This is a genomic window from Streptomyces sp. NPDC027663 (assembly GCF_055566415.1).
In genome coordinates this window covers 122,231-144,801 of the sequence record NZ_JBVHSK010000016.1, presented here as the reverse complement: position 1 = coordinate 144,801, position 22,571 = coordinate 122,231, and the positions used below count along the sequence as shown (strand labels likewise).

General features: G+C 69.8%; 10 protein-coding genes. 2 read left to right on the top strand and 8 right to left on the bottom strand.

Features of this window, described 5'->3' with window-relative positions; genetic code table 11:
* Window positions 1-45: 45 nt before the first annotated feature.
* Entirely contained in the window at window positions 46-969 is a 924-nt protein-coding gene (locus tag ACZ4SF_RS31755; RefSeq protein ID WP_468391288.1) for a phytanoyl-CoA dioxygenase family protein, read from the bottom strand.
* 641 nt (window positions 970-1,610) lie between these two features.
* Between ACZ4SF_RS31755 and ACZ4SF_RS31750 the strand changes: the two genes are divergently transcribed.
* A complete protein-coding gene (locus tag ACZ4SF_RS31750) occupies window positions 1,611-2,642 on the top strand; it encodes a methyltransferase (RefSeq protein WP_468391285.1) in 1,032 nt (343 codons plus the stop codon).
* Between the two features lie 123 nt (window positions 2,643-2,765).
* Window positions 2,766-3,848 (top strand): prephenate dehydrogenase, encoded by a 1,083-nt coding sequence (locus tag ACZ4SF_RS31745; protein WP_468391282.1) that lies wholly within the window; start codon window positions 2,766-2,768, stop codon window positions 3,846-3,848.
* A gap of 142 nt (window positions 3,849-3,990) precedes the next feature.
* Here ACZ4SF_RS31745 and ACZ4SF_RS31740 read toward each other — a convergent pair whose 3' ends face one another.
* The 7 genes from ACZ4SF_RS31740 to ACZ4SF_RS31710 form a co-directional block, all read right to left on the bottom strand.
* Complete coding sequence (locus ACZ4SF_RS31740; RefSeq protein ID WP_468391279.1) at window positions 3,991-5,091, bottom strand: alpha-hydroxy acid oxidase; 1,101 nt, start codon at window positions 5,089-5,091, stop codon at window positions 3,991-3,993.
* 68 nt (window positions 5,092-5,159) lie between these two features.
* A complete protein-coding gene (gene hppD, locus ACZ4SF_RS31735; protein WP_468391276.1) occupies window positions 5,160-6,233 on the bottom strand; it encodes a 4-hydroxyphenylpyruvate dioxygenase in 1,074 nt (357 codons plus the stop codon).
* Window positions 6,234-6,263: 30 nt separating this feature from the next.
* A complete protein-coding gene (locus ACZ4SF_RS31730; protein WP_468391321.1) occupies window positions 6,264-7,523 on the bottom strand; it encodes an aminotransferase-like domain-containing protein in 1,260 nt (419 codons plus the stop codon).
* 146 nt (window positions 7,524-7,669) lie between these two features.
* The gene (locus ACZ4SF_RS31725) at window positions 7,670-8,893 is read right to left on the bottom strand and encodes a cytochrome P450 family protein (RefSeq protein ID WP_468391273.1); all 1,224 of its coding nucleotides are present in this window, start codon (window positions 8,891-8,893) and stop codon (window positions 7,670-7,672) included.
* Window positions 8,894-8,972: 79 nt separating this feature from the next.
* Window positions 8,973-9,692: a thioesterase II family protein gene (locus ACZ4SF_RS31720; RefSeq protein ID WP_468391271.1), complete on the bottom strand. Its 720-nt coding sequence runs from the start codon at window positions 9,690-9,692 to the stop codon at window positions 8,973-8,975.
* Between the two features lie 118 nt (window positions 9,693-9,810).
* Entirely contained in the window at window positions 9,811-14,763 is a 4,953-nt protein-coding gene (locus ACZ4SF_RS31715; protein ID WP_468391268.1) for a non-ribosomal peptide synthetase, read from the bottom strand.
* Window positions 14,764-14,789: 26 nt separating this feature from the next.
* Window positions 14,790-22,571, bottom strand: coding sequence for an amino acid adenylation domain-containing protein (locus ACZ4SF_RS31710; protein ID WP_468391265.1), 7,782 nt, complete (start codon window positions 22,569-22,571; stop codon window positions 14,790-14,792).

Below are 22,571 nucleotides of genomic sequence, written 5' to 3'. Positions count from 1 at the left end.
CCACCGCTCTTACGTGCGGTGGGCCATCGGCCGATGGTGCGGTGTTCAGCGCCTCGTGGTGCCCTCGCGCAGCCGGTCGATCATGTGCCGGGTCGTCTCGATCGGGCTCTCGGCAAGGTCCTGGGAACGCGTCGGCAGTGCCGCGTTGAGCTTGGCAGCCTTCTCGTCCCACTCGTCCTGGCCGGCGAACGGAATCGTCTCGCCCTCCTGGTACGTGGGGAACGGGCGGTAGCTGTTGAAGCCGTTGGTGTCGGTGCCGCGTACCAGCAGCGGGTCGAGGTAGACCCCGTCACCGTGCGTCCGGGTGTTCGTCGAGATGTATCCCATGTCGAGACCGCAGCGCCGCTTGGCGGAGGTGTTCGGGTCCGAGCAGTGCAGCAGGTTGGGGTGGTGGATCGAGACATCGCCCGGCTGGAGCTCGATGTGTACGATCCCGCGCTCCTCGATCCACTCCCGCACCAGGTTCTCGTCGGAGGACGAGAACAGCATGTTCTCCGTGTCCGTGCGGGACTGCGGCTGGTGCAGCGGCAGCACGTGGCTGCCGGGGATCATCTGCAGGCAGCCGTTCTCCTTGGTGCTCTCGTCGACGGCCAGCCACACCGTGAGCGCCTCCATGGGCGTCAGCGGCCAGTACGCGCCGTCCTGGTGCCACAGCACGGCCTGTCCGTCGTACGGTGGCTTGCAGATGTAATGGGCGGTGAAGGATGCCACATCCGGGCCGAGGAAGAATTCCGCGATGTCCACCAGGCGGGGGTCCGAGACCAGACGTGCCCAGAAGGCGTCGTTGCGGATCAGCGGGTGGTGGAAGTGCTCGGGACGAAGGTCCGGGTACTTACGGGTGAGCCAGTCGACGTGGGTGCTCACCTCTTCCAGGAGTTCCTTTGGCACGACGTTGCGGATGATGGAGAAGCCCTGCTCGGCGTATTCCGCCGCAGCCTTCTCCAGAACACCATCGCCGAGTGTGTTCATGCGTCAGCTCCTTCTCAGGTGTTTCAGGTACTGCATGCCTTACGGGTTCGTGGAGTCGCCCGCAGCAATACGGCCCGCGACTCGGAGGGGCGTTCGGGCAGCAGAACCACGCCCTCCGCTCAGCCCGTGCCGTCCGCCGCAAGCTCGCACTGCTGCTGAACCCCACGAAAAGCCCGCCGTGGCCATGGCGGCGAAGCCGCCGACCAGCGCGAGAGCGAGCATGAGACGTTCGGCGACCGCGATGATTCTGATGAACGGGTGACACCGGCACACTCGAAGGCGCAACTTGCCCTTCTGGAGCATTTCCGCTGTCCCGTCGACAGGACAGCGGTACGGGTGCCTGCGTTTGCTGGTTATTCTCCAGATCCCTCGTCGCGGCCGACCCTAGGGCGTTCCCCGGCTGTACGTCCATTCCAGTCAAGGGTCACCGCGTCGTTCCGTTCCTCAACCACAAGCCGTCGCCCGGATCTCCATGTGATTCTGTGATGCGCAGGCGACCACTGGATAGACTCATATTCGTGGCGCATGAAGACAGGAATGAGTTCATGAACCCGCAGTGCAAATCCCTGCCAACGAACGGCGAATCCAGTTCCGCAACCCGGATGACATCGACTAAGAGTGGGGCGAGTACGCTGACTGAGTTGGAGCAGCTGGTGCGCGGCGTGCCCGATCCGGTTGTGCGCGAATTCCTGCTGATGGCGGACGATAGCATCGTCGCGGTGCTTCCCTACTCGCTGGCCATAGCCGCGCGTCTTGGCGTGGCCGACGCATGTGCGCCGGACGGGTCGACGCCTGAGGAACTTGCGACCGCCGTGGGCTTCGCGACGGAGCCGCTCGCGAGCCTGTTGAACGCCCTCACCGGGGCGGGCTTCTTCACCCGGGATCATCGTGGGCGTTTCGCCCCCACGGCGTTGGGCGCCGTACTCAAGGCCGACTCGGCCGTGTCGATGCGGGCCACGCTGTCCAACCTGGACTCTTCCCGGGCCTGGCTGCAGGCAGCCGACGCCGCCGCGGAAAGGCAGCCGCTTCCGGCGGCCTACGGCGAGACCTTCTTCCTGGACCAGGACACGAAGCCCACGACCGAGGCCGCCTTCAACACCCGGATGAAGGAACGGGCCAAACGCCTGTACGGCGGCCTGGCCGAACTGCCGGTGTGGAACGACGCGCACACGGTCATGGACATCGGCGGCGGCACCGGCACGGTGGTGTCCATGATCCTGCAGGCTCAACCTCAGCTGAGCGGTGTGCTGTTCGACCGCCGTTCGGTGATCGAGCTCGCGGCTCACGATTCCCCGCTCGACCCGGTTCGGGACCGATGCACGCTCGTGGCCGGCAGTTTCTTCGACGAGCTTCCCCAGGGTGCGGACGTTCACCTGCTGGGCAGCGTGCTGCACGACTGGGACGACGAGAAGGCAGCCGACATTCTGCGCGCCAGCGTCAGGGCGCTTGCCCCCGGCGGCCGGATCCTGGTGTGCGAACTCATCGTTCCGGAGACCGCCGAACCCCATCCGGCACGCTGGAGCGACCTTGGCATGCTGGTGCTTCTCGGCGGCCGTGAGCGCACGTTGTCGGAGTTCGACAAGCTGTTCGCCGCTGTGGGCCTGACCCGGTCCAGGGTGCTGCCGATCGGGGAGTCGAGCTTCAGCCTCATCGAGGCGACTGCGTCCGAGTAGGTTCCGCGGAACGGCAGCAGCAGTCAGCACCATCCGTTGGTACGCACCATCGGAAACATTCAGCAACGCCCGGGTGCGTCCGCAGTATCCCTCGTTGCCGGCCCAGGAGTTGCAGTGGTCTGGATGAAAGATGCCCTGGTGGTCGGCACCGGTTTGATAGGAACCTCGGTCGCGCTGGCCCTTAGAGCCCACAGTGTGAACGTCTACCTGCGGGACTCGGACCCCGCCGCGGCCAGGATCGCGTCCTCGCTCGGCGCGGGCACCGCGGAGGAACCGCCCAAGACCGTGGACCTGGCCGTCGTGGCCGTCCCGCCGGCGCTGGTGCCCGACGTCCTCGTACGCCTGCAGGCCGAGGACGTGGCGCGGCACTACACCGACGTCGCCAGCGTCAAGGCCCGGCCGCAGCACGACGCCATCGCCCTCGCCTGCGACAACGCTCACTACGTCGGCGGCCACCCGATGGCGGGCAGCGAGCGCAGCGGGCCGCTGGCCGCGCGGGCGGACCTCTTCGACGGGTGCAAATGGGTGCTCACCCCGACGGCCGACACCGACACCGAGACGCTGAACGCCACGCTCGAGCTCGTGGCGATGTGCGGGGCCGTGCCCGTGGTGATGGAGGCGGCGACCCACGACCGTGCGGTCGGCCTCGTCTCGCACGCCCCGCACCTCGTGGCGAGTCTGGTCGCCGCCCTGCTGGAACCGGCCGAGGAGCGCATGGTGAGCCTCGCGGGCTCGGGCATCCGCGACCTCACCCGCATCGCCGCCGGCGATCCGGACCTGTGGGTGGACATACTCGGTGCCAACGCAGTGGTGGTGGCCGACCTGCTCGAAGATCTGTCGGAGGGCCTGGACGACGCCGTCATGGGCCTGCGGGCCATGGGGGCCACCGACGAGGACAAGCGCAGCAACGGCGCGCGCGTCGTCGCGGACCTGCTGCGCCGCGGACAGGCCGGGCAGGCCCGGATCTCCGCCAAGCACGGCACCGTGCCGGAACGGTACGAGACGGTGACGGTCATGATCGGTGACCAGCCGGGCGAACTGGCCCGGCTCTTCACCGACGCCTGCCGCGCCGGCGTCAACGTCGAGGATGTACACCTGGAGCACTCGGCGGGCCAGCCGACCGGTCTGGTCCAGCTCAGCGTCACCCGGGAGCTGCGCGAGGTGCTGGTGACGGCCCTGCAGGACCGCGGCTGGCGGCACCGCTGACCACGTCCAAAGGACTGGGCCCCACGCGCGGAGCGCCGCCTTTGCGGCGGCGCTCGTTCGGCTCCGGTGTGCCCTGAGGCTTCGGGCGCCGGACCTGCACATCGAGGCCGGCGCCCGCATTCGTCACTTCAGGCGTGCATGTTCATCGCGGGAGAGCGGCGAGGGCTCGGTGGTGCCGGCCCCGTCCCTCGGCGCCGGCAGCGGGCCGGAGGAGTTCGGGGCCGATGTCGGCGCGCGTCCGGAGGCCGGCGAGGCCCATGGCGTCGGTCAGTTCACCGAGCAGGATGTTCAGCACGTCCGTCACCCCCTGGCTGCCGTCGACGGCGAGGCCGTGCAGGATCGGACGGCCGACGAGCACCGCGTCGGCGCCGAGCGCAAGCGCGGCGAGCACGTCCCGGCCACGGCGCACTCCCCCGTCGAGCAGGACGGGCACGCGCCCGGCCACCGCCGTCACGATCTCCGGCAGGACGTCGAGGGTCGCGGGAACACCGTCGAGCTGCCGCCCGCCGTGGTTGGACACGATGATGCCGTCCGCCCCGGCCTCGACGGCACGCGCCGCGTCGGCGTCGGTGAGGATTCCCTTGAGCAGGACCGGCAACGGGCTGACCGAGCGGAGCCAGTCCACCACTGACCAGTCGAGAGGGGCGAACTCGGCCTTGGCGTGTGCGGCCGGCACCGTGAAGTCCTGCCCGTCGAGGTTGGCCGGGACGATCCCCGGGGGGAGACGGAAGCCGTTGCGCAGGTCCCGCAGCCTCCGGCCCATGTGGGGTGTGTCGACGGTGAGGACGAGCGCCTCGAAGCCCGCGGCCTGTGCACGCTCGATGAGGCGCCGCGTCATCGAACGGTCACGCAGGCAGTAGACCTGGAGCCAGAGCGGGCCGCCGCCGGCGGCGGCGAGTTCATCGATGTCGCGTCCGGCGAAGGTGCTGATCACGACCGGCACGCGGGCGGCCGCCGCCGTCCCGCGTACGGTGGCGAGCTCGCCCAGCGGGTGGGCCAGCGTATGGTAGCCCAGTGGGGCGACCGCCACCGGTGCGTCCCAGGAGCGGCCGAGAATCGTGGTCGCGGTTTCGGGAGGGGCGGCGCCGCGCAGGACCTGCGGCCGCAGCCACAGCCGGTCGAACGCCTCGGCATTGGCCGCGAGCGTCCGCTCCTCGCCTGCGCCGCCCTCGAAGAAGTCCCAGACCGCCGGGTCGAGTCGGGACCTGGCCGACCTCGCGAAGTCGCCGAGTGTAAGTCTCATCGCCTGTCCTCCACGGCGCTCATCGCAAACGAGGGTCGCGCCGGACTGCTGCCGCTGCCGGGCACATCTCAGGCCTGTCCGGTCGGGTTGCTCGTCTGCTGGCGGTCCACGGCTTCATAGAGGGCCTTGATGTTGTTGCTGCCGAAAGTGTGGGCACCCCGGCGGTCGATCAGTTCGTAGAAGAGGGTGCCCCTGTCGTGCTGTGACTCGGTGAAGATCTGCAGCATGACGCCTGTGTGGTCGCGGTCGGCGAGGACGTTGAGCTCGCGCAGCACCTCGACCGGGACGCCGATCGGGCCGAGTCGGGGCGTCAGCTTCTCGTAGTAGTTCTGCGGGGTGGTGAGGAAACGGACGCCTCGCTCGACGCTCTTGGGCACGGCGGTCAGGATGTCGTCGGTCAGGAACGCGATGTGCTGGACGCCGGCGCCGTCGTGGGCCGCGATGAACCTGTCGATCTGGCCCGGGGAACGGGTGACGTCCGGCTCGATGATGGTGAGGGTCAGCCGTCCGGACTCGCTCTGGACGACCTTCGAGTCCATGGCCTGGGAGCCGACGATGATCTGCTCCTCGAATGTCTGGCGGAGCCCGAATATCTCCTCGTAGCGGTGCACCGTCTCCGCCAGCGTGCCGGCGGGCACGCACACCGCGAGGTGGTCGATCTCCGTGAACAGGCCCTCGCGGGAGCGGTCGTAGCCGGTCTCCTCGATCAGCGGCGCGAACGGGCCGTCGGGCCGGCCGCGGGAGACGAAGCGGTGCTCCACGTCGCCGAACCCGCTCACCGAGGCGAAGACGACCTGGGCGTCTCCGGCGCCGACGGTCTCGGGCGGGGCGACGGGGGAGGCTCCCCGCTCGACCGCCTCGGCGAACGCGGCCCGTGCGTCGTCGACGCGCAGGCCGATCACGCCGACGCCCTGGCCGTGCCGCTCGACGTATTCGGCGGCACGGTGATCGGGGCTGGTGGCCGAGGTCACCAGCAGGGTGATGTCGTGCTGCCGCAACAGCACCGACTCGCCTCCGCGCAGACCGGTACGGGCTCCACCGCGACCGGCGACGGTGAAGCCGAACTGGTCGCACAGCCCGAGGGCCGCTTCCTCGGCGTCTTCAACGAAAAGCTCGATGTGATCAATCGACTGGATCTCCACGCGCCACCTCCAGGGTGCACTTGAGCGGACTCAGCCACGGGGGTGTGCCGCGGCAACCTCGGACTCGATGAAATCGGCCAGCCGTCGGAGCCCCTCGTCCACGTCCGCGTGGGTCAGGTAGCTGGTCGACAGCCGGATGGTGTGATCACCCCCGCCCTCCGGGTGGAAGTAGGACATCGGCGTCCAGATGACCCCGAAGTCCTGCGCGGACCGGCCCAGCGCTTCGTCGTCGGCGCGGAAGGACACCTGCAGAGTGAGGAAGAAACCCCCGCTGGGCGCGTTCCAGCTCACTCCGAGCCGGGACCGGCGCTCGGCGGGGAACTCCCGTTCCAGAGCCCGCAGGGCGACCTGCATGGTCTCCCCGTAGTAGGCGGCAGCCTCCGCGTTCAGCTCGGAGACATGGCCGCCGGACGCCAGCAGGGCACCCGCGACGACCGCCTGGCTCAGTGCGGAGGTATTCACGGTGATCATACTTTTGATCTTGGCCAGCTCGTCGGCCAGCAGCCCGCTGGTCCCGTCCGCCCTCAGCACCGTCTGGTCGGCGACGGCATAGCCCACGCGCGCGCCGGGGAAGAGGGACTTGGCGTACGAGCCCAGGTGGATCACTCGCCGGCTCCGGTCGAGCGACTTCAGCGTCGGCACCTGTGCGCCGGGGCTGACCAGCCGGTAGGGGCTGTCCTCGAGGATGAGCAGGTCGAGCCGATCGGCCAGTGCGAGCAGTTCGTGCCTGGTCTTCAGCGGCATGGTGACGCCGGACGGGTTGGAATGGTCGGGGACCACGTACAGCGCTCGGGGCCTGCGTCCCCGCATGCGTTCGGCCAGGACCGCGGCCTCCAGGTCGGCGCACGACAAGCCGTGCTGCCGTTCCTCGACGGCGACCACGTCGGCGTCGAGGAGCCGCGCCGCCCCGTTGATCCCCACATAGCAGGGGCTGGAGACCAGCAGCACGTCGTCGGGACCGGACATGAGCGCGCGCAGCACCAGGAACATCGCCTCCTGGCAGCCCACCGTGACCACGACCGACTCAGCCGGAACGTCGATGCCTTCGTCCACGCGCAGCGAGTCGGCGATGAGCTCGCGGATCAGCCCGGCGGACGGCCCGTACTGGAACATCGCGCTGCGCACCTCGGCCGGTGAGCGCCCCTGGGCGGCCAGGTGGTCCAGATAACGGCGCAGATGGGTGAAGATCTGCTCGGTGTCGAAGAACTCCTCGTACGGCCTTCCCGGGGCGAAGGAGATGGCCTCGGGGTACTTCAGGGTGACTTCGTTGAGGAAGTTCATCGTGTCCATCACCGGGTCCGCGACGCCGGGGTGAAGGTCCTTCACGCCCAGCACCGCTCCGCCACCCGTCCGGGGCGCCGCCCGGACGGGATCGCCGCCGATGTCTTCCGTCCCGCGATATGTCTCGCTCATGACGATCACCTTTTCCGACGCCCTCACAGGCGCACGGGGAATGCGGAGAGCGGCCGGGCGCCGCCGGCGACGGGCTCGTGGTAACTCAGGCGACCGTCGATTTTCAGGCCGTCACGCTTGATCAGCAGGTGATCGAGGGCTACCTCGCCTTCGATGTAGGCAAGCATCGCGCCGAGGCAGTAGTGCGGGCCCGCGCCGAAGGCGACGTGGCTTTCCTTGCGCTTCAGCTCACGCTGCACATCGCACCGTTCGGGAGCGGCGAAGACGCTCGGGTCGTAGTTGGCGGACTGAAGGGAGCCCGTCAGGGCATCGCCCTTGCAGATCGGGATCCCGGCGAACTCCATGTCCTCGGTCGCGTACCGGGGGCCGGCGAGCGGAACGGGGTTCGCGACCCGCATCAGCTCGTACATGGCGTGCGGCAGGGCTTCCGGCTTGGCGCGCAGCAGCGCCAGCTGGTCCGGATTGTCGAAGAGCGTGAGGATCGCGTTCGGAATGAAGTGGGCCGTGGAGTGGTGACCGTTGTTCACCACGACGAGCACCAGCGAGACGATCTCGGCTTCGGTGAGCCGGTCACCGTCCTCTTCGCTCTTGCGCACCAGGAAGGAGATCATGTCGTCCGCGGGCTCGGCACGGCGCCGCGCGATGAGTTCCTTGACGTACTCGACCAGGCTGCGGATGCTCGTGGCGATGTCGACGTCGGCGCTGGCGTAGTCGTTCATCCACTTCCGTACCTGCGGCTGGTCGGCCTCGTCGACGCCGATGAGTTCGCAGATGACGGTGCCGGTCAGCGGTGAGGAGTACTCGTCGATGAGGTCCCCGGTTCCCTTCTGGGCCAGGGCGTCGATGAGCTGGGTGGAAATCTCCTCGATGCGCGGCCGCAGTGCCTTCATGCGCTTGGCGCTGAACGCGGGCGTCACCAGCCGGCGCAACCGGGAGTGGTACTTGCCGTCCACGAGCATCAGGTTGGCCGCCAGATACTCCCGGAACTCGTCCGGCAGATCGAGAGCGGCGATGGCCTGGTCGGCCAGGCTGGGCCCTTGATGGCCCGGAACATTCTGGTAATCCACCACCAGTCGCGGGTCGCTCAGCGCCCGCGAGATGTCCTCGTTCCGCGTGATCAGCCAGACCGGCGGCCCACCGGGGAATCCGATGCGAACGAGCGGAGACATCTCCCGCAGGCGCGCGTAGGCGCCGATGGGGTCATCGGTGAATTCAGGGTCCAGCAGGCTAACGATCGGCTCAGCCATAATCGTCGTCTCCTCAACGTCCTCATCAAACGGTTGTGCCACACGGGGGTCCTGCGCCGGGGCGATCCGGCGCAGGACATTAGCGAGTGCGGGTTGATTCTGACTCGATCAGGTCGAGCACCTCCCGGGCGCGATCCACCAGGTACATGTGGTCGCCCGGGAACTCCGCATAGCTGAATTCGCCCGTGGTCGCGTTCCGCCACTCCTGCGCCTGTTCGGCGCTGACCAGGCCGTCGGAGTCGCCCCGAATCGAGCAGATCGGCACCGACACCGGTACGTCGGTGCTCGGAACGTAATTCTCGTGCATTTCGCAGTCGGCCTGCAGAACGGGGAGAATCAGTTCACGCATCTCCGGGTGGTCCAGAGCCTCGTGCCTGAACCCCGCGAACTCTTCGACCCGGGCGAGGAACTCCTCGTCGGGGAGCCCGGTCGCCCGCCTCTCCCGCTGCGTCCACGGCCCCGGCGAACCACTGACGAACAGCCGCTCGACGCGCACACCGCGCTCGCTCAGCAGGTGCACCAGTTCGTACGCGAGCACCGCGCCCAGGCTGTGCCCGAACACCACCGTCCGCGCACCGGCGCCGAGGTCCGCGACGATGTCGTTCACCGAGTCCTTGGCCGCTTCGACGACATTCCGGTACGGCGTCTCCAGAATCCGCCGCTCCCTGCCGGGCAGCTCGACAGACGTCACGCGCCACCGGTCGGCGGACAGCGCCCGCCACGGGTGGAAGTACGAAGGTCCTGCTCCCGCGAACGGCACGCACAACAGCGCGCTCTGCTGCCGGTCTTCCTCATTCACGCCGGGTTCTGTCACCCCGACCAACCCCAATCGTCCATGCGACGGCTCGGCGAGCCGGTTCCGCGGTTCGATGTCACGAGACGGAGGGTCCGGGGCGTGCTGCCCGGACCTCTCCCGGTCACTCCGCCAGCTTCTGGGCGATGATCCGCATGACCTGGCCCGCGGGTTGCGGCATGTGCAGGTCGTTGTGCGTGGCGTCCACGGAGTGCTCCTCGATCGAGCCGAGGACGAACGGCCGCCAGTCGGGCGCGTACGAGTGGTCCTTGTCCTTCGTGGCGTTGAAGAACAGCAGGTCACCGCGGAAGACCGGGGATTCGAACTCGGCCATCCGGTTCAGGTTGTTGGAGCCCACCCTCGACATGCTGTCCAGCAGGGTGTCCATGTTGCTGGTGTTCATGAACTGGCCGAAGACCTCCTCGAGGTCACCTCGGTACAGCTCCGCGGTCCGGCCGGCGATGGCCTTGAACCCGCTCCCCGCGTCGTCGCTCGCGGGCTGGGCGTCCAGGATGGCCAGGAGAGCGACCTCGTGCCCATTGCGGTCCAGCGCCTCCGCGAGGGCGTGTGCGATCGGGCCGCCGAAGGACCAGCCGATCAGGTGGTAGGGCCCCTCCGGCTGGACCTTGAGGATCTGGGCGAGGTAGTCCTCGATCATTTCCTCCACCGAGGCCGCCAGCGGCTCCGTGCCGTTGGAGCCGCGGGACTGCAGGGCGTAGGCAGGCCGGTCCAGGTACGGCGCGAAGGTGAAGTACGCCCAGCCGAGGCCGCCGCCTCCATGGAGGAACCACACCGGCGGCTTTCCCGTCCCGGGATCCCTGTTCAGCGGCAGCACGACATCGAACGCGTCGGCGTGGTCGCCGGGGATGCATCCGGTGAGCACCAATGCGCCCAACTCGGCCACCGTGGGGAACTGGATGATCGTCCTCAGCGGCATGTCGAGGCCGAACTCCTTGCGGATGCTGGCGCTGAGCCGGGTGGCCAGGAACGAGTGCCCGCCGAGCGCGAAGAAGTCGTCATGGATGCCGACCCGCTCCACGCCGAGCAGCTCGCTGAAGAAGGAGCACAGCTTCTCTTCGTGGGAGTTGCGCGGTCCACCGCCGCTTCTGGTGGTCGCGTGCTCTGACGGCAGCGCTCGCCGGTCGAGCTTGCCGGCCGGATTCAGCGGAAGCTCCCAGAGCGGCACCACCACGGCCGGGACCATGTAGTCCGGAAGGCGCCCACGCAGGTACTCGGGCAGCTCTGCCAGCAGCGGGTCGATCGACGGGGCCAGTGCGGGGGTGTTCGCCTGGTTCCGCCCGGCACCGGCACCGGGAAGGAACCCTCCGGAGAGGGTCTGCCGCCCGGTCCGCTGTGCGGGCAGGAGGACCGCGTCGAAGGAGTGGACGTCCTGGCCCGACCAGGTGATGACCGCGTCCAGGCCCTGCTGCCGCGCCCATGCGGCAAGGTCCTCGGGGTCGAGTGAGGCGCCGGAGGGGGCGTCCGCACTCACCACACCGGTGGCGGTCGCCTCGGCGGCCTCCGCCACCAGGCGTGCGTTGGGTATCCCGGACACGCGGACCGGGCCGCCGGCCCGCTCCACACAGCCGCCCAGGGCGCCCAGGTCGGACACCTCCCGGCCCCACGGCAGCGCGGGCACTGCGGTCAGGTCGAGCACGTCGGACGGCTCCTTGTGCAGGACGACCTCGTAGCGGTGCCGGGTCAGCGCGTTGTGCGCCTGTCCCGCCTTCAGCCGGATGTCGGCCGCGACGGAACGGTCCGCTGCCCACTCGGCGAACCACTCCGGGGCGACCACCAGCTCCCGCTCGGCGAGAAGCGCCTGCTCCACCAGCGCCCGCACCTCGTCATGAGAGGCGTACGGCTGCGCCGCACGCTTCTCCGCGGTCAGCAGGAGCCGAAGTGTCGCGGCGTTGCGGACGTCTCCGACGATCAGGCGGCCGCCCGGCGCGAGGAGTTCCATGGCCTGGCTCAGCACCTGGTCCAGGTACGCGACGCTCGGGAAGTACTGCACCACCGAGTTGAGCACCACGGTGTCGAACCCGCCGCGGGGCAGCCCGGAGACGTCGTCGGCCGCCTGGACGCTCAGCCGGACCCGGTCACCGAAGCCGGCCTGTTCGGCCTGCGCGCGGACCCGGTCCACGACCATGGCGGAGATGTCGGTTCCCCAGTACTCCTCGACCTCGCCGACGATCTTGGCGAGGAGCAGGCCGGAGCCCACGCCGATCTCCAGCACGCGCCGCGGTGCGAACCGCAGCACCTGCGCCACCGCCGCGTCCCGCCACTCGGCCAGCTGCTTGCCCGGAACCGGCTCGCCGTCGTACACCGACGTCCACAGCTGGAAGTCCTCGCCCCATGGCTCATCGGCGGAATCGGCATAACTCGCGTCGTGGATGCGGCGCCACTCGTCCACCTGGGCATCGGCGTCGGCCACCGCGGCATCCGGGTCGGGCACCACATAGCCCACCAGGCGCTTCTCGCCCGGCTGGTCCTCGCGCACCACGACCGCCGCCTGCGCGACAGCGGGATGTCCGGCCAGTGCGTGCTCAATGTCGCCCAGTTCGATCCGGTAGCCCCGGATCTTCACCTGGAAGTCGCTGCGGCCGATGTATTCGATCTGGCCGCCCGTGTTCCACCGCACCAGGTCCCCGGTGCGGTACATCCGGGTCCCCGGCTCGCCGAAGGGGCAAGCGACGAACCGGTGCGCGGTCAGCGCGCTCTGCCCCAGGTAGCCCCTGGCCAGTCCGACGCCGGCGATGTACAGCTCGCCGGCGACGCCCGGCGCGACCGGGCGTAGCGCCGTGTCCAGCACGTACACCCGGACGTTCCAGAGCGGCACGCCGATCGGCAGCCGGTCCGCGCCCGGCTCGTGCTGCCACGCGGTGGCCTCCACCGCCGCCTCGGTGGGGCCGTAGTGGTTGTGCGCTCCGCAGCCGGGCAGCAGCTCGACGAGCTTGTTGGCCAGCGCGGCCGGGAACGCCTCCCCTCCGGACTCGATCCAGCGCAGGCTGGTGCACTCGCGCGCAGCGGGCTCGTCCACGAACGCCGCCAGCAGGGAGGGCACGAAGAACGCGCTGGTCACCCGCTCGCGGCGGATCAGCTCGGCGAGGTAGGCCGGATCCCGGCGCCCGTCCGGGCGCGCGACGACGACGGCACCGCCCGCCTGAAGGTTGGCGAACATCTCCTGCACCGACGCGTCGAAGCTCGCCAGCGTGCTGAAGAGCATCCGGTCCTCGACCGTGACGTCGAAGTGCTCCAGGCCCCACTTCATCCGGTTCATGATCGACCGGTGGGACACCGGCACGCCCTTGGGACTGCCGGTGGAACCGGAGGTGAAGATGACGTACGCGACGTTGTCCGGCAGCAGCGCACGCTCCGGGTTCGTCTCCGGGTACCCGGAGACGTCCGGAAACGCATCGTCGAGCACCAGCAGCGGCTTCGCGCTGTCGAGCATGTGCCGCACCCGGTCCTCGGGCAGCTCGGGGTCCACCGGCACGTACGCCGCACCGGACTTGACCACCGCGTAGATCGCCGTCATCAGATCGACCGAGTGGGGGATGCGCACGGCAACAAGCTGGTCGGGGCCGGCGCCCTGTTCGACCAGCCAGTGGGCCAGCTGGTTGGCACGCCGGTTGAACTCCCGGTACGTCAGCGTCTCCTGCTCGCCGATCACCGCGACACGGTCCGGGGTGCGCTCCGCCTGCGCCTCGAACGCGCCCGGCAGGGTGTCCTCGGCCACCGGATGCGCGGTGTCGTTGACCTCCCGCAGCAGCCGGTCCCGCTCTTGGTCGAGCAGCATCTCGATCTGGCTGATCGGCGCCTTCGGGTCGGCAACCAGCTGCTCCAGAACGAGCAGATACCGAGCGGCGATGGCCTCGGCCGTGTCCCGGTCGAACAGCGCGGTCGCGTACTGCAGCTCGCCCCGCAGCTCCCCCGAGTCGTTCACGTCGAAGAACATGGTGAGGTCGACCAGGGAGGTCTGCGTGACGTGCTGCTCGAACTCCACCGTGAGTCCAGGGAGTTCGAAGTCCTGCTTCTCGAAGTTCTGCCAGGCGAGCATCACCTGGAACAGCGGCTGGTACGCCGTGGAGCGGTCAGGGTTGATCAACTCGACCAGCGTCTCGAACGGCACATCCTGCCGCTCGTAGGCCGCCAGGGTCTTCTCCCGCACCTGCGTGAGCAGGTCGTCGAACGACGGATCACCGGAGAGGTTCACCCGCAGCACCTGGGTGTTGACGAAGAACCCGACCAGGTCGGCCAGCGCTTCGTCGGTGCGGCCGGCCATCGGACCGCCGATGGTCACGTCGTCCCCGCCGCCCAGCTTGCCCAGCAGCACTCCCAGCGCGGCCTGCATGACCATCGACATGGTCATCCCGCGCTCGTCGGCCAGCTTCTGCAGCCCGGTCCCGACCTCCGGTTCGCCCACGAAGCTGACCTTGTCGCCCTGCGGGTTCCTCTCCGCGGACCGCGGGCGGTCGAGCGGCAGGTTCAGCGGCTGCGGCACCCCGGCCAGTTCCTCGCGCCAGTACTCGGCTTGCGCCGCGGCGAGACTGTCCGGGTCCGACACGTCGCCGAGCAGCTCGCGCTGCCACAGCGCGTAGTCCTTGTACTGCACGGGCAGCGGCTGCCACGCCGGCTCCCGGCCCTCCAGGCGGGCGGTGTAGGCGACGCCGATGTCCCGGGCCATCAGCCCGCCCGAGACGCCGTCCGAGGCGATGTGGTGGACGAGCAGCACCAGGAGGTGGTCCTCGGGGGCGCAGCGGTACAGCGTCGCCCGGAAGGGGATCTCGGCCGCCAGGTCGAACCGGTGGGTGATGAACTCCTGGACCGCGCCGGACAGGTCGTCGGGTGCCACCTCGATCACCGGGACCTGCACCGACGCCTCCGCCGACGACAGGATCCGCTGGTAGGGCTCACCCTTGTCGTCCGTGACGAACGTGGTGCGCAGGGGCTCGTGGCGCTCGACCAGGTCGCGGATCGCCGCGACGAGGGCAGCCTGGTCCAGTGCCCCCGTCAGTCGGAACGCCGGGGAAATGTTGTAGGTCTCTGCCCCGCCCTCCATCTGGTGCGTCAGCCACATGCGGCGCTGTGCAAACGAAAGCGGAATCACTGGTTTTGCTCCTCTGTGATCATCCTGCGGAGATTGGGGCGAAGGGGAACAGCCGATTCCTCCGTCCACGCCGCGAGCGCGGATACCGTCGGCAGGTCGAAGATCTTGCGAATGGGTATCTCGAGCCCCAGTTCGGCGCGGGCCCGGTTGATCAGACGGGTGGCGAGGAGGGAATGCCCACCGAGCTCGAAGAAGCCGTCGTCGACACCGACCCTCTCCAGGCCGAGCACCTCGCCGAAGAGCTTGGCCAGCACCTCCTCGCGGGTGGTGCGGGGGGCCCGGAAGGACGTCGTCGGGGTGAGTTCGGCGGCGGGCAGGGCCTTGAGGTCGAGCTTGCCGTTGGGGGACAGGGGCAGCCGGTCGAGCGCGACGTAGGCGGCGGGGACCATGTACTCGGGCAGCCGCTCGGACAAGTACTCGCGCAGTTCGTCCAGGGGCGGGGCGGTCCTGCCGTGATCAGGGACGAGGTAGGCGACCAGGTTGGGGGTGCTGTCCCCGTTCTGCTGGACCGCGACGGCGGCGTGGGCGATGTGGGGGTGGGCCGTCAGGGCGGCCTCGACCTCGCCGGGTTCGACGCGGTAGCCACGGATCTTGACCTGGGTGTCGACGCGGCCCAGGTGCTGCAGCTCTCCGTCCGGGGTGAGGCGGGCTATGTCGCCGGTGCGGTACATCCGGGCGCCGGGAGGACCGTAGGGGTCGGGGACGAAGCGGTCGGCAGTCATGGCGGACTGGTTGTGGTAGCCGCGTCCGGCCCCGGCCAGATACAGCTCACCCGGTGTGCCCTGGGGCAGCAGGGTCAGGCGCGGGCTGAGGATGTAGGCGCGCACGCCGGGGAAGGGCCGGCCGATGGGCACGCCGTCGGCGTACGTCCGGTCGGACTCCAGCAGGTGGGCGGTGGCGTAGAAGGTCTCGCTCGGACCGTAGCTGTTGATGACACGCGCCTGCGGCCAGAGTCCGCGCACCCGCTCCGCCAGGGCCGGGGTCAGCACCTCCCCGGAGATGTTCAGCGCCGTGGGCTTGATGCGGTCGCCGAGCTGGTCGACGAGTTCCGCGAAGGCCGACGGCACCGAGCAGATGACGTCGACGTCCCAGGTGTCGCGTTCGGTCAGCGCCAGCACGTCCCGGACGATCTCGACGCTGCCGCCCCTGGTGAGCGCGGAGAATAGCTCGAAGGTGGCGACGTCGAAGCCGAACGAGGCGGCGAGCAGCACCCGCCGGCCGGACTCCATGCCGGCCTGCGCGGCCATGGTGTCCACCGCGTTGACGATGGTGGTGTGGGCGACACCGACGCCTTTGGGCACGCCGGTGGAACCGGAGGTGTAGACGACGTAGACGAGGTTGCCCGGGCGGGCCTTGCGCCGTGCCGGCGCCTTCCCGGCGTCCGAAGTGGTCGCCCGGAGGTCGATGTCCTCGAAAAGGACGACGGGGATGTCCGTGGGCGGGACGACTGCCCGGGTGCCGGCGTCGGTGAGGAGCAGGTGGGGCCGGGCGCCGGGGAGAATGTGCGGGAGCCGTGCGGCGGCGTAGGCGGGGTCGACGGGCAGATAGGCTCCGCCCGCCTTGAGCACACCCAGGAGAGCCACGACCATGTTCGCCGTGCGCGGCAGGACCACGCTCACCACGGTCTCCGGGCCCACTCCGCGATCCGCGAGCGCGAACGCGAGCCGCTCGGCGCGGGCGTCCAGCTCGGCGTACGTGAGCGACTCGCCCTCGGCGACCACGGCGACCGCGTCCGGGGTCCGCGTCACCTGCGCCTCGAACAGCTCGGTGAGGGTGACCTCCCGGGCCGGGCCGGACGTGTCGTTCAGTACGGCCAGCATCCGGTCGCGTTCGGCCGACTCCAGGGAGTCCACCTGCGCGATCCTCAGCTCGGGGTTGGTGGCCAGCTGCCGCAGGAAGCGGACGAGGCGGGCCGCGTACTCCTCCACCGTGGCCTGGTCGAAGACGCCCAGCGCGTACTGGATGATGCACTCGAGGTGCGGGTCGGCCGCCGCCATCAGGCACAGCGGATAGTGGTTGCCCGCGGACGGGCGGAAGCCGTCGTAGCTGATCCCGTCCGCGGCGTCGGAAGCGGCGCTCAGGCCGTCCCCGTCGACGGGGAACGACTCGAAGACGACCAGTGTGTCGAAGAGGGACTGCAGGCCGGTGGACCGCTGGATCTCCGAGAGCCCGTAGTAGTGGTGCTCCACGAGGCCGCCCTGCCGGCTCTGCAGCCGGGTGAGGAACTCGGCGAGCGTGTCGCCGGGCGCGTAGGTGACGCGCACGGGAACGGTGTTGATGAGCATCCCGACCATCGACTCGACGCCCGTCACCGCGGGCGGGCGCCCGGAGACGGTGGTGCCGAACACCACGTCCTGGCGGCCGGTGAGTTCGCCGAGCACCAGTGCCCAGGCTCCCTGGACCAGCGTGTTCATGGTGATGCCCAGCTCAGTGGTCAGTCGGTCGAGTTCCTGCGCCACGTCGCGCGGGATCGTGATGTCGACCTGACCGCGGCCCTCGTCGTCCGCGCCCGCGAAGCCGGGAGCGAGCAGGGTCGGCTCCTCGAACCCTTCGAGTTCCGCGGCCCACACCCGTGCGGACTCCTCCTGGTCCTGCCGGGAGAGCCAGGAGAGGAAGTCGCCGTAGTCACGGGTCGCGGGCAGCCCGGACGGGTCGCCGTCGGACCCGTAGAGCAGCAGCAGGTCCTGCAGGAGCAGGGGTGTGGACCAGCCGTCGTAGAGCACATGGTGGGCGGTCAGCACGAGCTCGGGGCGATCGGGTTCGAGGACGGCGAGTGCCATCCGGATCAGCGGCGGGTTGTCCGCGTCGAAGTACGTGCTCCGGTCCTGCTCGAGGAACCGCTCGAACGCCTCGGTTCGTTCCGCCTCGTCGGCCGCGGTGAGGTCGATGTGCTGCCACGGCAGGGTCACTGCCTCCGGCACGACCTGCACCACGTCGCCGTCCGCCCGGTTGACGAACGCCGCGCGGAGGACGGGATGGCGGTCCAGCAGCGCCTGCCCGGCCCTGCGCATCCGCTCCGGGTCGACCTCGCCGGTCAGGTGGAACACCAGCTGAATGTGGTACGGGTCGAACGACGCCCCGGCCAGCTTCGCCTGGAAGAGGATCCCGGTCTGTGCCGTCGTCGCCGGCCACACCTTGTCCAGCTTGCCGAAGCGGGCCTCCCAGGCCTCGATCTCGTCCTGGCGCACCTCGACCAGGGGCGCGTCGCTCGGGGTCAGCCCGCCGGCGCCGGGAGCGGTGGTGTGCCGGGCCAGGGCGGTCAGCGCCTGGACCCACAGTCCGGCCAGCTCAGTCACCTCGTCGCGGGAGAGCACACCGGTGGGGAAGCCGAAGTAGGCGGTCAGCTGCGTGCCGTCCGACGTGTCGGCGGCCACCGCACTGATCTCCAGGGCCGACAGCACCGGCATGTCGGCGTCCGGTGCGGCGATCAGGTCCTCGTGGGTGGTGTCCAGGCCCCAGCCCAGCCCGCGCAGCTCTGCGGGGATGTCCGCGCTGGAGGACTTGCCGAGGTAGTTGAACCCGATCTGCGGCTGCCGTGCCGTCGCCAGCACGGCAGCGGTCTCGGTGTTCAGGTGGCGCAGCAGGCCGTAGCCCATGCCGTTGTCCGGCACCGCCCGCAGCTGCTCCTTGACGGCCTTGACCGCCCGTCCGGCGGCGTTGCCGCCGGCGAACGCGTCCGCCACGTCGATGCCGGTCACATCCAGGCGTACCGGGTACATTGCGGTGAACCATCCGACCGTGCCCGACAGGTCGGCGCCGGGCACCAGGTGCTCTTCGCGGCCGTGTCCTTCGAGCCGGACGAGTGCCGAGCTCCCCGAGACGCCCCGCGTCTGCCGCCAGCGGGCCAGCGCCAGCGCGAGGCCGGTCAGCAGCCCGTCGTCGACGCCGCCGTGGAAGACCGACGGCAGCGTGTTCAGCAGGGTTTCCGTGACATCCGCGGGCACCTGGACGCGGACCGTGTCCACGGTGGCCGCGACATCGCGCGCCGGGTCCAGCTCCCGCCCACCGAGCACCGGGTCGTCCCCGGAAAGGATCTCCTGCCACACGGGCAGTTCCGCCACCCGTCCTGCGGTGGCCGACTCGTCGGCCAGGGCATGCATCCACCGCCGCAGCGAGGTACCGGTCTCCGCCGGTTGCGGGGCGTGGCCGTCGCGGACCCGCTGCCAGGCCGACGCCAGGTCCGGGAACAGGACGCGCCACGACACTCCGTCGACGACCAGGTGGTGCAGCACGATCAGCAGCCGGCCCGCGTCCGCGGGCGTGTCGGGGGTGAACCACACGAACTGCGCCATCACGCCCGCAGCTGGGTCGAGCCGGTCCGCCGCCGCGTCCAGCTCGGCCTTCACATCGGCGTCACCGTAGGGGACCTCCCGCACCAGCGCACCGGCGTCCACGCTGCCGACCGGCTCCATCAGCAGGCCCGGGTTGGCCCGGTCGAGGCGGGAGCGCAGCACGTCGTGCCGGTCCAGCACCGCCTGCAACGTGGCGACCAGTCCGGCACGGTCGATGTCCTTGGGCAGGGTCAGCATCGCGGACATGGAGAGCCGGTCGATGCCGCCGCCGAGGGCGAGCATGTGCGCCGCCGTCGGCGGCAGCGGAGCCCGGCCGACACCGCCACCCGGCAGCTCGGCCAGCGTCACGCGCTCCTCTGCGGCCCGGCCCTCGACCAGCTCCGCGAGCCGGGCGACCGTACGGTGCTCGAAGATCTCCCGCGTACTGACCACAACGCCACGCGTCTTGGCCCGCGCGACCACCTGGATGGAACGAATGCTGTCCCCGCCACTGGTGAAGAAGTCGTCGTCGACACCGACGTGTTCGGTGCTGAGCACGTCGGCGAACACCTCGGCCAGCACCCGCTCCGCCGCACTGCGCGGCGCCCGGTACGTGGCACCCGCGAACTCCGGCTCGGGCAGTGCGGCCCGGTCCAGCTTTCCGCTCGCGGTCAGCGGCAGCCGGTCGAGCACCACCAGCTGGGCGGGCACCATGTAGTCCGGCAGCCGCTTGGCCACGAACCGCCGCAGCTCCGCCACCGACACGGTGGCGTCCAGGTCCACGTCGCCGTCGGTGGCGCCCACCGGTGCCACATAGCCGACGAGCCGCTTGGTGCCGGTGCGGTCCTCACACACCGTGACCGCTGCCTGGGCGACCGCGGGATGCTGGGCGAGAACCGTCTCGATCTCGGTCGGCTCGACACGGATGCCGTTCACCTTGACCTGGGCGTCGGCTCGGCCGGCGTACCTCAGTTGGCCGTTGTCGTCCCACTGGGCCAGGTCACCGGTGCGGTACATCCGCGTGCCGGCGGGACCGAAGGGGCAGGCCACGAACCGCTCCGCGGTTGCTCCGCCGTTCTGGTGGTAGCCACGGGCGACCAGGCCCGCGACGTACAGTTCGCCGATCACACCGGGCGGAACCGGGGCCAGTTCGGGCCCCAGGACGTAGGCGCGCATGTTGGCGAGGGGCTGCCCGACCGGTACCGCACTGGCCTCGGTCCACTGCTGCGGAAGCGTGAAGGTGGAGGCGTAGAAGCTTTCGGTCTGTCCGTAGGCGTTGACGACACGGACCCCGGGCAGGGCGCTGTGGACCTTGCGGACCAGATCGGCCGAGAGCGCCTCACCGGCGAAGATGACGGTTTCCACGTCGAGGTCGAGGCTGCCGGGGCCTTCGGTGACGATCTGGTCGAGCAGGGTGGAGAACACGGCCGGCACGGCGCTGATGGTGGTGCCCGACCAGCTGCCGCGTTCCGCGAGTTCGAGTACGTCACGGACGATCTCGACGGTCGCTCCGGCGGTGAGGGCGGTGAATATCTCGAACACGGAGACGTCGAAGTTCACCGAGGTCGCGGCGAGCATCCGGGACCCCGCCTCGACCTGCGCCACCTGGCGCAGGTCCCGCACACCGTTGACCACGCTGGCGTGACTGATGGCGACGCCCTTGGGAGTCCCGGTGGATCCGGACGTGAACATCACATAGGCCAGATTGTCCGGCCGGATACGGGCGTCCGGGGCTTCGTGACCGGGGCCGTCGAGGTCCAGATCGTCCAGGTGAAGCACCGGCGGCCGACTCCTGGCCACCGTCTGCGCCGTCTCGTGATCGGTCAGGACCAGCAGCGGATCGGCGGTGGCGAGCAGGAGATCGACACGCGCGGCCGGGTAGTCGGGGTCGATCGGCAGGTAGGCGCCGCCGGCCTTGAGTACGCCCAGAAGTGCGACCGCCAGGTTCGCCGACCGCGGCAGTGCCACGGCCACCAGGACATCCGGCCCGACCCCCTGCTCACGCAGGACCGCGGCCAGGCGGTCGGCGCGGGCGTCCAGTTCAGCGTACGACAACGAGGTCTGCCCGGACACCACGGCCGTCACATCCGGTGTCCGCGCCGCCTGAGCGGCGACCAGCTCCGGTACGGTCACCCCCGGCACCGGTGCGGCCGTCTCGTTCAGCTGCGTCAGCCGGCGCTGCTCTGCGTCCGTGAGCACGTCCGCCTCACCGAGCCGGGTCTCCGGATCGGCAACCACCTGCCGAAGCACGCGGATGTAGCGGTCGATGAGTCGTTCGGCCGTGGCGTGGTCGAACAGCTCCGACGCGTACTCGAGTCGCCCGTACGCGCCCCCGGTCGGGTCCGGGATGAAGTTGAAGAACAGGTCGAACTTCGCGGTGCCGGTGCCCACCGGAAGGGGGGTTACCCGCAGATCCGGCATCTGGATCTCCGACCAGGGGAACTGCCAGGCCAGCATCACCTGGAACAGCGGTTGGTAGGAGGTGGCGCGCTCCGGTGCCAGCAGTTCCACCAGGCGCTCGAACGGCAGGTCCTGGTTGTCGTACGCGGCAAGGGCCCTGACCCGCACCTGCTCCAGCAGATCGCCGAACGACGGGTTCCCCGACAGGTCGACGCGCAGCACCCAGGTGTTGACGAAGAACCCGACCAGGTCGTCGAGTTGCTCATCGGCGCGCCCCTCGATCGGGCTGCCCATCGTCAGGTCGTTGCCGGCGCCGAAGTGGTGCAGGAGCACCGCGAGCACGGCCTGAGCGACCATCGGCGCCGTGGCCCCGCGGTCCGCGGCCAGCTTCCCGATCGCGGCGAACAGTTCCGGGTCCAGCTCGAAGTCGACATAGCCGCCGCTGTGGTCGGGCACCGTCGGCCGCGGCCGGTCCAGCGGCAACTGCACCGGCTGTGGCACCCCGGCCAGTTCCTTGCGCCAGTACTCCAGTTGCGCCGCGGTGATGCTGTCCGGGTCCGTTTCGTCACCCAGCAGCTGCCGCTGCCACAGCGTGTAGTCCTTGTACTGCACCGGGAGCGGCGTCCACTCCGGCGCGCTCCCCTGGCGGCGGGCCGCGTACGCCGACACCAGATCGCGCAGGAACGGCGCCATCGACGCTCCGTCCGCGGCGATGTGGTGGAACACGAACACCAGCACGTGCTCCTGCGGAGCGACCCGGAGGAGGGTTGCCCGCAGGGGGAGCGCCGTGCCCAGGTCGAACGTCTCGCACGCGACCTGGTACATCGCGGCGTCCACCGCGTCCGCGGCCACGTCGACCAGCCGCACCGGGACCGCAGCCTCCTCCGGCGGCAGGATCCGCTGCTCCGGCGTGCCGTCCGCGTTCTCCACGACCAGGGTGCGCAGACTCTCGTGCCGGGTGACGACATCCCTCACCGCCGCGGTCAGGGCCGCGGTGTCCAGGGGGCCCTCCAGGCGCAGCACGAACGGGCCGTTGTACGTGGCGGACGGGCCTTCCAGATGGTGGAGGAACCACATCCGGCTCTGGGCAAAGGACAACGGGATCAT